The 13,874-nt window shown below is 42.1% G+C and carries 16 protein-coding genes and 1 tRNA gene; 7 read left to right on the forward strand and 10 right to left on the reverse strand.

From position 1 onward, the window contains the following. Positions 1–190: 190 nt before the first annotated feature. A complete protein-coding gene (locus ACX0G9_RS24540; RefSeq protein ID WP_459067612.1) occupies positions 191–562 on the forward strand; it encodes a winged helix-turn-helix transcriptional regulator in 372 nt (123 codons plus the stop codon). A 32-nt stretch (positions 563–594) separates the two neighbouring features. Then, complete coding sequence (locus tag ACX0G9_RS24545; RefSeq protein WP_459067613.1) at positions 595–1,659, forward strand: serine hydrolase domain-containing protein; 1,065 nt, start codon at positions 595–597, stop codon at positions 1,657–1,659. A 5-nt stretch (positions 1,660–1,664) separates the two neighbouring features. Here ACX0G9_RS24545 and ACX0G9_RS24550 read toward each other — a convergent pair whose 3' ends face one another. After that, positions 1,665–2,324, reverse strand: a complete 660-nt coding sequence (locus ACX0G9_RS24550; RefSeq protein WP_459067614.1) for an NADPH-dependent F420 reductase — start codon at positions 2,322–2,324, stop codon at positions 1,665–1,667. A gap of 18 nt (positions 2,325–2,342) precedes the next feature. Further along, complete coding sequence (locus ACX0G9_RS24555) at positions 2,343–3,182, reverse strand: Ivy family c-type lysozyme inhibitor (protein WP_459067615.1); 840 nt, start codon at positions 3,180–3,182, stop codon at positions 2,343–2,345. A 104-nt stretch (positions 3,183–3,286) separates the two neighbouring features. Here ACX0G9_RS24555 and ACX0G9_RS24560 point away from each other — a divergent pair, with 104 nt between their 5' ends. The 4 genes from ACX0G9_RS24560 to ACX0G9_RS24575 all read left to right on the forward strand — a co-directional run bounded on the left by ACX0G9_RS24560 (position 3,287) and on the right by ACX0G9_RS24575 (position 5,558). Then, on the forward strand, positions 3,287–3,664 hold the full coding sequence (locus ACX0G9_RS24560; protein WP_459067616.1) for a winged helix-turn-helix transcriptional regulator: 378 nt from the start codon (positions 3,287–3,289) through the stop codon (positions 3,662–3,664). 209 nt (positions 3,665–3,873) lie between these two features. Continuing rightward, positions 3,874–4,446 (forward strand): Crp/Fnr family transcriptional regulator, encoded by a 573-nt coding sequence (locus ACX0G9_RS24565; RefSeq protein WP_459067617.1) that lies wholly within the window; start codon positions 3,874–3,876, stop codon positions 4,444–4,446. 244 nt (positions 4,447–4,690) lie between these two features. Further along, positions 4,691–5,248, forward strand: coding sequence for a cysteine hydrolase family protein (locus ACX0G9_RS24570; protein ID WP_459067618.1), 558 nt, complete (start codon positions 4,691–4,693; stop codon positions 5,246–5,248). Next, the gene (locus ACX0G9_RS24575) at positions 5,235–5,558 is read left to right on the forward strand and encodes a hypothetical protein (RefSeq protein WP_459067619.1); all 324 of its coding nucleotides are present in this window, start codon (positions 5,235–5,237) and stop codon (positions 5,556–5,558) included. Before ACX0G9_RS24570 ends, ACX0G9_RS24575 begins: the two co-directional genes overlap by 14 nt. A 7-nt stretch (positions 5,559–5,565) precedes the next feature. On the opposite strand, the gene tnpB is transcribed toward ACX0G9_RS24575, so the two are convergent. The 6 genes from tnpB to ACX0G9_RS24605 form a co-directional block, all read right to left on the reverse strand. Continuing rightward, complete coding sequence (gene tnpB / locus ACX0G9_RS24580) at positions 5,566–5,934, reverse strand: IS66 family insertion sequence element accessory protein TnpB (protein ID WP_459067620.1); 369 nt, start codon at positions 5,932–5,934, stop codon at positions 5,566–5,568. After that, positions 5,922–6,236, reverse strand: a complete 315-nt coding sequence (tnpA, locus tag ACX0G9_RS24585; protein WP_459067661.1) for an IS66 family insertion sequence element accessory protein TnpA — start codon at positions 6,234–6,236, stop codon at positions 5,922–5,924. The genes tnpB and tnpA overlap by 13 nt, the downstream gene beginning before the upstream one ends. Before the next feature lie 350 nt (positions 6,237–6,586). Next, a complete protein-coding gene (locus ACX0G9_RS24590; protein WP_459067621.1) occupies positions 6,587–7,771 on the reverse strand; it encodes a caspase family protein in 1,185 nt (394 codons plus the stop codon). Positions 7,772–8,343: 572 nt separating this feature from the next. Next, positions 8,344–8,417, reverse strand: a tRNA-Pro gene (locus ACX0G9_RS24595). A gap of 33 nt (positions 8,418–8,450) precedes the next feature. After that, the gene (locus ACX0G9_RS24600) at positions 8,451–9,995 is read right to left on the reverse strand and encodes an NAD(P)H-hydrate dehydratase (protein WP_459067622.1); all 1,545 of its coding nucleotides are present in this window, start codon (positions 9,993–9,995) and stop codon (positions 8,451–8,453) included. Positions 9,996–10,071: 76 nt separating this feature from the next. Beyond that, complete coding sequence (locus tag ACX0G9_RS24605; protein ID WP_459067623.1) at positions 10,072–11,343, reverse strand: serine hydrolase domain-containing protein; 1,272 nt, start codon at positions 11,341–11,343, stop codon at positions 10,072–10,074. A 101-nt stretch (positions 11,344–11,444) separates the two neighbouring features. On the opposite strand from ACX0G9_RS24605, the gene serA reads away from it, so the two are divergent. After that, positions 11,445–12,683: a phosphoglycerate dehydrogenase gene (serA, locus tag ACX0G9_RS24610; RefSeq protein WP_459067624.1), complete on the forward strand. Its 1,239-nt coding sequence runs from the start codon at positions 11,445–11,447 to the stop codon at positions 12,681–12,683. 16 nt (positions 12,684–12,699) lie between these two features. On the opposite strand, the gene ACX0G9_RS24615 is transcribed toward serA, so the two are convergent. Then, positions 12,700–13,218: a hypothetical protein gene (locus tag ACX0G9_RS24615; RefSeq protein WP_459067625.1), complete on the reverse strand. Its 519-nt coding sequence runs from the start codon at positions 13,216–13,218 to the stop codon at positions 12,700–12,702. After that, complete coding sequence (locus ACX0G9_RS24620; protein WP_459067626.1) at positions 13,215–13,841, reverse strand: hypothetical protein; 627 nt, start codon at positions 13,839–13,841, stop codon at positions 13,215–13,217. Before ACX0G9_RS24620 ends, ACX0G9_RS24615 begins: the two co-directional genes overlap by 4 nt. Positions 13,842–13,874: the final 33 nt, after the last annotated feature.

Consider the following 13,874-nt stretch of genomic DNA (forward strand, 5'->3'; position numbering starts at 1 on the left):
CGATTTTTAACCTGTATCCCGCTTCAATAAAAGGATACAGACTATTTTAACCCGGATTTATCCGGACAACAATGATTGTTTATGTTAAAAAGTAAGAAGGTCGAGGCAAAATTAGCTGCAAGAACTATCGAAAGGATAGTAGTTACCTAAAGGAAAGCAGTTACGTTTAGGAAAGTGCTTACCTTTGGATATGACAACGACCACTGATAAGGTAATTCCCGGTAAAGAAGAATGTGCCAGTTCGCTTAAGAACATAGTTGATGCGCTCTATGTCCTGGGCGGTAAATGGAAACTGCCCTTGATTCTGAGTCTTACACAATCTCCGAAGCGGTTTAATGAAATATTGAATGAAGTCAGCGGTATATCTCCTAAAATACTGGCTAAAGAGCTGAAAGATTTGGAGTTGAATGAGTTCATCAAGCGCAATGTGTACGCAACTACACCAGTGTCGATCATCTATGAAGCAACGGACTACAGCCGGACGTTGAAAGATGTGCTTCGTGAGTTAAGCGCTTGGGGCGCGCAACACCTGGAACGGATCAAGCAAAGTATGAGAGGCTAGTTGTTAGAGTGCTTGTTATTAATCTAAAATTAATGAAACTATTCACAACTCTAAGTTTACTAATATTATTTTGCTCTTGCGTAAATGCAAAACAAATTCCTGCAAATCTCTTAGATAGCATTACGATTACAGTAAACAATGGCTCATATCCTAACCTTGAAGGAGTTACCATAACCCAAAGTGGCAAGCTTATTTTTGAAAACTATTTTCATGGATTAAGCAAGGACAGTCTGCATGATTCCCGTTCTGCTTTTAAGTCAGTTACGGGGATATTGATTGGTATTGCTATTGACGAAGGGTTTATTAAAAATGTAGATGAAAAAGTATATACTTTTTTCCCAGAGTATAAGCCATATAGAAACTGGAATATTTTAAAAGACAGCATGACAATTGAACATTTGCTTGAGATGAAATCTGGTTTTGATTGCGAAGAATGGAATGGAAGCAAAGATTGTGAAGACGAAATGGAGAATAAGCAAGACTGGATAAAATTTTGTCTTGACCTGCCATTAAAAAACAAACCAGGGACTCAATGGGATTATACGTCAATTAATGCAATGCTATTAGGAGCAATAATTGCTCATGCTACACACATGACTGTTTCGGATTTTGCAGATAAATATCTTTTCAACCCCTTGGGTATTACCAATTACAAGTGGACAAAAGACCCTGTTGGTCACGAAGCGACAGCAGGTTCTTTTTATATTTCTCCAAGAGACATGAACAAAATTGGACAATTAGTTTTAAATGAAGGTGTTTTTAATAATAGAAGAGTTGTTTCCGGAAAATGGATTAAAATAATGACAAAAGGACTTATAAAAATTGAAGACTTTTCAAATGTGAGGATCTCTAAAAATAAAACAGCTATTCCGCAACCTACTTATTATGGTTATACATGGTATAATGAAGAAATAAAAACTGATAAATTTAAGTACAATATTGTTTTTGCTTCTGGAAATGGAGGACAGTATATTATGGTGATACGAGATTTACACTTGGTTGTAACATTTGCTGGTAATAGCTACAATTCTTCAAAATCAAAACTACCCTTTGATATAATGATAAAATACATTTTACCTTTTTTTGACCAGAAATAGCACGGCTACCTACGGCGCACTATTTTAAATGCGAAATAACCGTTCCTGATAGTCATATACGTGCTTAACCATACCGGCATCAACATCTCGGTACTACGGGAGTGTTTTATATCACCCAGGTCAATGATATCTTCCCAACCAAATTGTCGCAAGATCCCTTCAACTTTAATTTTAGCGCCGGCGTTATTTCCTGCTACAAACATGGTAGCATCCCCCCCGCATTTCGCAGCATTAACCATTACTTCACAGTTTACGATATTCAAAGTTTTTACGACTTCAGTATCAGGCAGAAGCTTTTGTATTTCTTCTCCTAATGAGTTGGTATTTATTAAAGAGGGTATTAATGTCGGGGGCATACCATTTGAAAAATCCAGTGGATTGCTGACATCAATTAAAATTTTCCCGGATAAATTAGAACCACCCGCCTGCTTCATCACTTCAAGCGAACTATCTCCTTTGGTGCAGTTGAAAATTATCTCACCAAATTTGGCTGCATCGGAAAAGGAGCCTGAAGAAGCGTTTTCCCCATTATTTGACACCCAGGAAAAAGCCTTTTCGTTGTTGGCTTTCCGACTGCCCATCATTACCCGATATCCCAATTCAATTAGCTTCTTTCCAATCGTATTGCCTACCATCCCGGTTCCAAATACTGCTATTTTTTTCATGTTTGTTTTCTATAATTATTACAAATGAGTAGCGGAGCTTATCAATTCTTTGCCTACGCGGTCTGCCGAAAGGGATACCATGAACTGGCAACCATACCCTGGAAATAGTGTGAGCATCCTTCGTTCAAAAGCTTTCTTCGTCTCATCAGTGAAAATACCCGTTCCATTTGTTGCTATCAAAACATTGGAACAATAGGTAAGAAAATATTCCTTCTGTTCTGCAATGGCGGAGAAATTGCAGGATGGGCCATGGCCTACAAAGTAGGTACTGAAATCTTTCAAAAGAGGTGAATATCTTTCAAGGTTGGCCAACCAGCGGAGAATGCTACCGTCATTCATATATGTGTGGTTATTGCTGTAAATAAAATCTCCTATGAAAGCTGCTTTATTTTCATCTTCCAAAAGCCAAATTGAATTAGCGTCGCAATCACCACCGGAACCAATATCCATTACAGTAAAATGTAATCCTGCAATGGTAACAGAGTCGCCATCTTTAACCATCTGATTCGGATAGACCCATTTTGGAATCCATTCCTGGCCAAACAAGCCTGACCATTGCTTGTGCTTGGCTTCTTCTGTCTCTTCCATCAATTTTTTCACTGAAGGCAAAGAATAAATGGGTATATCCCCTTTTGGTGAAACATTGAAAGTACCAGCAATATGGTCCGGGTGTCCATGTGTAAGAATAATGCCTGAAATTGGTTTGCCTATGCTGTCGGCCTTTTGTTTTAGGGCTTTGCTATCACTCATGGTCAGCGTAGTGTCGACAACAACAAGTTCATCAGGTGTTTCTACAATATAAGCATTTACCTTCATCATAGGTTCCTGAGAGGTATAAGTATGCACAGATGATCTCATAATTTGCTTTATTTTATTTAACTATACTTTTTACAGTTGCAAACTTATTTATAGTTTTCTATCTTTGCAATAGCTGTCAATTTTGACAGCCAAAATATCTTCTTATGATAATTAAGGGTGAAAATTTAGCTTTTCAACTGAATGGTAAAATATATCATTGCGCAATGGATATTACGATGGAGTACATTGGAGGAAAGTGGAAAAGTGTGGTACTCTGGTACCTAAAAAACGAAACGCTTCGATTTGTCGAACTAAAAAAACGGATTCCCGATATAACCGAAAAAATGTTAAGTATCCAATTAAAATCGTTGGAGAAGGCCGGGCTTATAAACCGAAAAGTTTACGGCCTGAAGCCTCCGGTAAAAGTTGAATATTCGCTTACTGACTTTGGTAAGACAATTATACCAGCATTAAATGCTGTGGCCAAATGGGGGAGGAATTTAGGAGAAACTGAAGGCACATTGGTGCAGATGGATAGCTAATATATATTCAAACCCAAGATTACCTCCGGGCTACGCCCTCTAAATTTTAGTCCATTCCAGTTTACAACTTGAATTAGGTTTATATTTATACCAATTGAAGGAAAAAATAGGAAGCGAACTATAATGAACATATCTCATAAGGAATTCTATAAAAAGAAAGCCGTGAAAAAAAATTACGAACTACTGGCCAATATCCAAATTCCCAACCAATGAACGAGCAGATACTTTATGACAGTATTAAGCATGTAATAGAATTATCAGGTGAGGATATTGCTTTGCTGATGAGCTGTTCGGTACATCGGAACCTAAAAAAAGGCGATACGCTGCTGAAAGATGGAGACATTTGCCGCTCGTTTTATCTGGTGGATGATGGCTACCTGCGTACCTATTATAATATGGATGATTCCGTAATCAACATGAATTTTACCTTTGAGGGTGAGTTTGCCTCGAACCTGAAAAGCTTAAGAAACAGGATACCGTCTGAGCTTACCATCGAAGCCGGTGAGGATGCTTCGGTATGGATTTTTAACCTGGATATGATGGTTACCAGGTTTAGCGGCAACCCGCAACTGATGCGTTTTGTGCATCAGCTGGCCATCAGCATGCTTTTAGCCTCTGAAAAGCATAGTGACTTGTTCAAAATATACACCCCAACGGAGCGCTATCGTTACATTGAAAAAAATAATCCCAGGCTTATTCAGCGTATTCCGCTTTCGCAGATGGCATCATACTTGGGTGTAGCGCGCGAAACTTTAAGCCGCATTCGCGGAAAGGTGCAATAGCGGTTCCGATTGTGACGATCGTCACGGGCGATATGGTTTGTTTGCCACATCTTTGTAGGCAATAGCATTTGCGCCTTGATTTTGGTATGAAGCCGCAATCCACAATTATTATTACACTGTTGCAAATTAATTCAGACCCAAACATGAAGGCTGGGTAATAGGCTATGTGGCTATGGGTTATTTTGGGATGCTCCCCTTAGGCAGTTTGCTTATCAGAAACTAAATATTAAAAGTATCAAAACAAATGGAACAAAACACGCAAAACACAGCGCTTTTAGTAATGGACATGCAAACCTCCATATTGGGTATGCTGCCTGATTCAACAAGAATTAAGGCAAGTGTTGCCAGGGCTTTAGACAATGCACGAAGCAATAATATTCCAGTTATCTATATCGTAGTAGGTTTCAGGCCGGGTTGGCCCGAAGGAAGCGTGAATAACAAGAACCTCGCAGTCGTTAAGGAGCGTTTCGGCAGTGCCAATATGGAAGATTTTTTAAAAGTCGATCCATCGATTTTGCCGCAAGAGAACGAATTAATTGTAGTTAAACGCCGTGTAAGCGCATTTACCGGCAGCGATTTGGAAGTGCTGCTGCGTGCTAAAAACATTCAGCATTTGGTACTTAGCGGCATTGCGACAAGTGGAGTAGTATTATCAACCCTGCGCGAAGCAGCTGATAAAGATTACCGCTTAACCGTATTAGCCGATTGCTGTGCCGACGGAGACGAAGAGGTACACCGCGTATTAACCACCAAAGTTTTCCCGCGGCAGGCTGATGTAATTTTGGTTGATGAATGGAACTAAATTTAATGCGTATAAAGAAGATGTAGTGCCTGACGAGGAACTGGCAGAAGAAGTTAAAACCTCATTGCAGATTTTAATCTTTACCGTGCCGCTTCCGCGACAACTTGGTGATCTTGTAGCCCTGTGTTTTATACAAGAAGCCCCGTCCCGACTTCGTCGGTTCAGTTTTGCTTCTTCATCCGCATTGGAGAACAAGTTAGAACTTCGTCGGAGCTGCTTCGACACACTCTTTCTCGTTCGTAAAGTTCGCTGCGCTCCTTTATGCTCTGAAAAAGCAAAACTCGCAGCTTTCGCATCTACACAAGTTTAGTTTTCAACTATTTACCTGATTTATGTTGATATTTCTTACAATCCTTGACCGTTTGCAGCGAGACACCCTGCAAAATAAAATACAGTTGATTGGCGCTTATTTGCATGCTCTTAGCATCCAGATCAAAAGCCGGCACTTCAAAAGCGCCTTTCTCCAGCCGCCGGTAGAAGATGGTAAAGCCGCCCTGCTCATAGACCAGCATCTTCAGGTTTGTGCGTGGCTTGTTGATGAAGATAAACGCATCATCCTGCGTAACGTGTCGTCCCAATTCATTGAGGACGATACCGCAAAGCAGGTTAAACCCTTTGCGCATATCGGTCTCTTTGCGGTAAAGATGATAGGCCCGGTGATCGCTCAGCATGATTAGACTGCCCATGACAGCAACTCTTTAAGGTAAGCAGCACTTACCGGCTGATAGATCTTTATGCCGCTGACCACCGCAAATAAACCAGGCTCCGGTATGATTTGAAGCGTTGCAAAACCCGTGGTCGACTGGGTTTCTCCGCCAGCGCCGTACTTATGTTTCCAGTTATGAAAGGTACCTTCCGCAACGCCATGCGCAGTGCAAAAAGATTTTATAGTTTGACCACTTTGAACCTGCTCCTGAAATAGTCTGAAAATAGCTGCCTTGCCGCGGAACTTCCAGGCGACTTTCTCTTGCTTTTCCTCATGATGAATTTTGGCAGCTAATCTAGCCTAACCAGAGGGCTTAAAAAGGACGTACTTAGCCGGAGGGATACGCAATAGTTGCGGTTGAACAGTACGCAAACCTCGCTAAAAAGACGTTGGTTTTGCCCACTGGCTGCTTATTGCCCTGCAGACCTGAGGGGGTGATATCCACTCACTTGTTTGTGAAGATGCCATATAATCTAAAGGGAATGGGATGGCCCGGATCCTAGAGGAGCTATATATGGTACAGGCGCTCTAAAGGCTGATAGATGAGGAGGTTTGGGAATTGTATGGGTAAGGAATGTAACGGATAATGCCTCTGGGGGAAAATATAAATGGGAGTGCATGGCGCCATAAATCTATTCAATAGTAACTATGTCAGACTCCTGTCCGTCCAAAAACTTAACAACAGCATATACTAATATTTCTTTTTTACTTTGATATGTTACTTTAAAAGCATTCTCTTTCGATCCTTGTATTATTGTTTCAGAATTGTTTTCTGGGTCTTTAATATAGAAAGTAACAGCTTTTACCTTAGGTGCAAGTAGGTCAGGAAAACCATTAATGCTAGTTACACCAATACTTAACTTCTTAAATCCAATATTCCCCATAACTGACCCTTTATCGGTTTCAGAAATTATGTGGTCAATATAAATATGCACTTCAGGATATCCGTCATCATCAAAATTGTACTTATCGGGAGAGGTGGTAGAATTTTTCCAAACTGGAAAACGGCTAGTTGTATCGTGCCAGTATGTATAACTTGTCCACGCTGCTTTTGCCTTTGTAGAGCGCTGCAGGTAATTAAAAAAATTGTTCCAGGTTGTTGGAGTTACTTCCATGCCGCCATGCATATTTGAAAACTGCTCAGATACTCTAATGAATTCATTTGTAAAAATACTCCCATCTGATGTCCCCAGGGAAGTTGCTCCTTTTTGCGAGCTAGTCATTATAATATCTCCATTACTGTATTTCCAGAGTTTTTTATAGAAATTCACTTGATTCATGCGTAATGTCTTTGGAAATTCATGTTTATAGGCTTCCTTAAAGTACACTATTTGACTCTGCTCTACAGGCATGAGGCTATCACATGCATTAATAAATGTAACTAGTAATTTAGGATGAAATTTATTTTTAAAGCGGGTATGAATATTTTCAGAGCTCACATATTGATCTCTTCCTGGGAATAGTATATTAGGGAAATCTCCTGTGTCGGCCTTTGTACGTCCACCATGGCTGCAAAAATATAGGAAAATGACATCACTGTCGTTTATAGTCGAATTTTGCAGGACCTTATTAATGTTACTAGTATCAAAGTTAAACCCATCGAAAGTTTGCTGATCCAATCTGTATCCTGTGGCGGTGCAAATTACACCTACCTGACGCGTTATATTGGACAAATCTTCCCGACAGGCTACTCCAATGGCAACATCGTTGGTATTAGCAAAAAGAAAGGCATGAAATACAGGAAGATGATGTTCACTTTTTTGACCAAGGGCCATAATAATCAAAAAATGGGGTACAATTAAAATAAGTAGTTTCATTTTTGTCATTTTTATATGGATGAAATTAATCTTAATTTTACATAAGGACTTGGTGGAAAAATCTATCGTATTGCTTTTTGCTTTCTAAATGAAAGAAAAATAGTTTAGAAGACATTGTTTGAACAAAGTTCAATGGTCGAATTTCAAATGAAACAGCCTGTAAACACTGCGTTTTACGGCTGTTTGTCCTTTTCAGACCCTAATCTATCGGGACGATAAGATTAGCCCCTGCCTATTGGCCTCTGGTGATCTTCAAAAGAGGAGCTGAACAAATAGAGCCTCGCCGCTTTACCGCGGCAAAGCTTTTCCCTTTTTCCGCTTTTGCGAACAAGTTCGCACCGTTGTAAAATACAAAAGCCCCTGGCTTTCGCCAGAGGCTCCATTTATGCGTCGGGATGACAAGATTACCTCCGGGCTACGCCCTCCGGTTATCTTGTACCTTGGTTTTACCCAAGAAGCCTCGTACCGACTTCGTCTGTACGGTTTTGTTTCTTCGTCCGCTTAGGAAAGCAAGCTTTCCCTGCTGCCGAAAAAACAAAACCCGCAGCTTTCGCTGCGAGCTTCTTGTTCTGTCGGGATGACAAGATTCGAACTTGCGACCCCTACGTCCCGAACGTAGTGCGCTACCGGGCTGCGCTACATCCCGAAATATGTTACCGGCAAACAAAAATAAGACCCTTCAGTATGTTGACAAAATTGAATTACTCTCGTCAGGATAAAGAGAAAGAAAAGCTTTTCCCAAATGTTCAATCAGATCGGAGGGGAGCATACTTTCCTGTGAATAAACAGCAGCTGCCAGATCCCCGGCTATTCCATGCAGATAGGCTCCCAACAATGCCGCTTCGCCGGGGGAATAGCCCTGTGAAAGAAGTGCCGTAAGGATGCCCGTCAATGCGTCTCCGCTGCCTCCTTTGGCCATTCCCGGATTACCGGTGGAATTAAAATAAGCCCGGCCTCCGGGCATGGCGATATAGGTATAGTGTCCTTTCAGCAAGATCACACATTGGAGCTCCTTTGCTTTGGAGGACGCCAGTTCCAACCGGGCAAAATCATTGGCTGAAGCACCAAACAAACGTTCAAATTCTTTGGGGTGGGGAGTGAGGATGGAATTTGGAGGCAGAAGGGTCAGCAACGAAGGATCTGAAGACAGGATATTCAATGTATCGGCGTCCAGTACCATCGGTTTTTTATAGCTTGTTAAAAGGTCGGCAACTACTCCTTTTGAACGTGCATCCGTCCCAATGCCGGGGCCAATTCCGATCACGGAATAAACAGAAAGGTCTCCCTCAACCTTTGTTAGGATCCGTTCATCCGGATCTGTCTGTATCATTGCCTCAGGTAGGGATGTTTGAAGGATTTCATAACCACAAGTGGGAACATGAACGGTCATCAATCCTGTTCCACTTCGAAGACAGGCTCTTCCAGCCAAAACAGCAGCACCTATTTTCCCATAACTGCCCGCAATCAATAAGGAATGACCAAAATTTCCTTTATGCGCTGAATTTTTTCTGGGCCGGAAAATGGCCTGGATAATAGGTAAGTCGACCAGGGTCTGTTCACTGACCGCCTCCTCCAGGTAACCCTCTGACAGTCCTATATCCAATATATGCACCTGGCCGGTATAGACTTCATTCTCGGCAACCAGGAAGGCTGGTTTGAAACATTGAAAGCTGAGCGTATGCGCTGCGTGGATAGCTGGATTACCCTTGGAACTTTTGCTTACAAAAAGACCGCTGGGGATATCGATGGATATGATCTCGTTACCAGATTGATTGAGATGTTCTACCAATTGAGCGGTTACTCCTTCCAATTTCCGGTTAAGTCCGGAGCCTAATAAGGCATCTATAAGGAGTTCGCCAGGAAGGATGGGGTGAAAATTAGCCGGATCTTGTGCGCCCTGAATAAAACGGATTTCCACCCGGGTTTGATGAAGACGGGCCAAATTGATCTGGAAATCATCTGTACCCTTGTGCCCGAATTCCAGGATATAAACGACTACCTGGCAATCCAGTTCCGCCAAAATCCGGGCTAAGGCAAGTCCGTCACCGCCATTATTACCTTTTCCACAATAGATGGAAAAGGGCCGGTCCAGATAAGACTTATTTTCAAGCCAGGACAAACAGCTCCGGGCTGCACGTTCCATCAGATCTATGGAATTAACCGGCTCCTGCCGGATCGTATACTCATCCCATGCACGTATCTGTTCAGATGAAAATATTTCCATAACGGAATTTACTTTATTTCATCAATCTAGATTGATTTTTATGGGACGAATCTGTTCCTGGAATTCCTCTACCGGCTTATCTCTTCTTTTTATGGTGTTTTCTTGCTTTTTTTACGGGTTTCGGCGCCTCTTTTTTTACTTCCTTCGGCTCTCCGCCTTTTCCACTCAGATCGGCCGCTTCGCCTTCTTCGAAACTTTCATTGCCTTGCCGGTAATCGCCGAACAGGTCACAAAGTTTTTTGGCCGAATACACTAATTTGTAATCGTTGTTACTAAAGGCGATAATGGTAGCATCCTCATCCAGCATCCTTATAAAAACAGTGCGATTACCATGCCACCAGCCATTATGATAGATCAGCTTTTTCCCGTTGGGAATTAACAGCATCCGCCATCCTAACCCGTAATTACGTTTGCCCGGTTTTTCAAAGCTGTAGGGAGCATATGCGCTGTCCAATACTCCTTTGGTAAATAATTGACCGGATCTAAGCGCCTGATCCCATTTATACATATCCCGGACCGTACTGAATACATTCTTATCTCCATATACCAGGTCAAGGAATTCCATCCGGAAGGGACGGCCGGTCAGATAATAGGATTGCATGGCGGTTGCCGTATCTCCCTGGTTGAATACATAGGAATCCTCCATTTTTAAGGGCTGGAAAAAGGTCTTGTTCAGATAGTCGGAATAGGAGAGACCGGAGGCTTTTTCGATGATCAGGGCCAGCAGCGCGTAATTGGTATTGGAATATTCAAAATGTCTTCCGGGCTGACCTCCCTGCACTTCTTTCGGATGAGCGATAATATAAGCCAGAACATCATTATTACTAAGGAATTTTCGGATATTCCAGTTTTTGGCGTTCATAAAATGAACGTAATTGCGCAATCCGCTCCGGTGATTTAACAACATTTGAACAGTGAGCCCTTCGAAAGGGAAACCCGGCAGGTATTTCGCCACCGGATCATGGATATCCAGCTTACCTTCCTGCCAAAGTTTCAAAGTACCCATGGCGGTAAAAGTCTTGGAGACTGAGGCAAGATGGAAAGCCGTATGAAAATTTAACGAATCTTTCTTTTTAGCAGGGGATCTGAATCCCTTATATCGCTCATATACGATCACTCCCTTTTTAGCCACCAGGACACTGCCATTGAAGCGCCCTGCAAGCATAGAATCAAAGAAATGACCTGCGATATTTGAATAATGCTGGATTTCCGGCCCCGTAAGACCGGGGAGAGAATCCCTGGAAGGCGCAATCGTATCTATCTTCTGCTCTATTTGTACTTTCGGAGCAGCCTGGCCACAAGACGCTAACAGGGTTCCGGATACTAGTAAATAACCAATAACTTTCAACAGGAATAACTTTTTTGGGTTAGAAAACGGCAAAATTAAAATAATCCGGTGTTAATTTGCACTACCATTTCGGAAAGTAACGTAAAAAGATGGGTAAAATTATGGCAGATAAAAAAACGACGAGTTATCCCAAAGAAAAAATTAACATACTTTTTTTAGAAAATATCAGCGATACGGCCGTTAAATTTTTTAAAGAGTCAGGTTATGGCTCCGTAAGAAAGCTGGGCGGAGCCTTATCTGAAGAGCAATTGATCCAGGAAATAAAAGATGTTCATATACTGGGTATACGTTCCAAAACCCAGATAACTCCCAAAGTACTGGAAGCAGCCAAAAAATTGCAAACGATTGGTTGCTTTTGTATCGGGGTTAACCAGGTTGATCTAAAAGCTGCCACCAATCTGGGAATAGCCGTATTTAACGCTCCTTATTCAAATACCAGATCCGTTGCTGAATTAGTAATCGGTCTTTCGATTTTACTCATCCGGCGTATCCCGGACAAAAATAAAGCCGCACATTCCGGAATATGGCTAAAAGAAGCCAAAGGAAGCTACGAATTACGAGGTAAAACATTGGGAATCATAGGTTATGGCAGTATAGGGACTCAGGTCAGCATTTTGGCTGAGTCTTTGGGTATGAAAGTGATCTTTTATGATACCGTGACCAAATTGCCTTTAGGCAATGCCATTGCCAAAAAAACGCTTAAAGAAGTGGTAAGTCAGGCAGATATCATCACCCTGCATGTTCCGGATACGGCTCAGACCAAAAACCTGATCAGCAAAACTGTCCTTAAACAGTTCAAAAAAGGTTCTATTCTCCTGAATTATGCCAGGGGCGAGGTAGTCGACCTGGAAGGACTGGCAAAATCCATACAAGAGGGTGGAATTTCCGGAGCAGCAGTAGACGTATATCCCTGGGAGCCTGAAAAGAATGGAGATCGTTTTGAAACGCCCCTTCAAAACTTGTCCAATGTGATCCTGACCCCGCATATCGGAGGTTCTACCGAAGAAGCCCAGGAAAATATAGGTTTTGATGTGAGCAACAAACTTTTCCAATACCTGGAAAAGGGGATGAGTATCGGTTCGCATACCGTACCTGAGCTGAGCCTTCCCCCACAGGAAGCAACTCATCGTATCCTGCATATCCATAAAAATGTGCCGGGTGTACTTTCTGAGATAAATACGACCCTTTCCAAACATAATATCAATATCCTGGCGCAATACCTGAAGACGAATGATGAGATTGGCTATGTGGTCCTTGATATTGACAAACGTTTGTCCAACCAGGCTCTGCAATTACTGAAAGAGGTCAAACAAACAATAAAGACAAGGCTGCTCTACTAAATCTTTTACCGGATCCTTAAGGGTTATCACAGCCCTTAAGGATTTTTTTTGCCCTTGACCGGAATGCGGGAGTAGCCTGATCCCATTGGTCCTCGATGATCAGTTTTAATTCGGTGAGAATTTCAGGATATTCACCGGAAAGGTTTTGCAGGACGGTTAACCCGAAGGCCTTGATAGCAATCGGAGTTTCCGGATTTGGAATAAGATCGAAACAAACACTCATTACCTGGCCATGAAACTTTTTCGGAATTTTTACATCCTGCAACAAACGCAGGGTATTACGGACAACGGCCGGATGTACGTTCTTTTTTTTCAGGTTTTTAAGCAATGGCGAAAAGTAAGGTAAGATCAGTTCCGGATGCAGCCGTACACAATAACTCATTGGCCAGGCTGCCCGCTGATTGATACGATACTCTCCTTCGAAAAACAATTTCATTAATTCTGCAAACCGATCCTTATCCGCACCAATAAAATTAACGATCCTGTCACATTGTTCTTTGGTATGCTCTTTTTCCAATGCCTTTTGAAGATTCATGGGATAGGTTGGCTTTTGATTTCCAGTTGACTTTCTAAAAGGTTTTTTGTCCCCAATTGGTTTCTTGCCTCCAGTTGAAGTATCCAGTGACGAATAATTCCCAGGGGAATAATACCAATAATCCCGAATGAACAATCGATGAAGATATGGATCCAGGGAATGGACCGGATTGGCCCGGCGATCATGGCCAGGGGAAGGATCGCAATACAAGCCAGCATGGCCCATTCTATTACCCATTTGTTCTTAGTGGACCACAGGTCCACTAGCCGAAGGCCATTATTAGCCGTATTGCGACATAGGGTTATTTTTTCTAAGAGCCCTATGTCGCGATACACCGGATCCCTATAGGGGCCAACGAACAAAAGGGCAATGACCAAATGAGCAAAAGCCAGCCAGTCAAATCCATAGAAAATAAAAGGATGCCTTTCCTGTGCATCTTTAACCCCCAGCCATACCTTTTCCAGCCAATCACCGATGGGCGTAGCGGAAGGAGTAATCCCTGAGTCCAGCAACCATTTCAATTCTGTATAGACGGGGAATGCAGTAATGCCGCTTAGCGCCAGAACTACCATAAAAAAGACGAGCAGGCATCTGATTCGGAAAAGGATCTTACCGGATTGCATAAAGGGTGGGTTGAAAGGATAAAGTTAGTTATT

Source organism: Flavitalea flava (genome assembly GCF_054461575.1).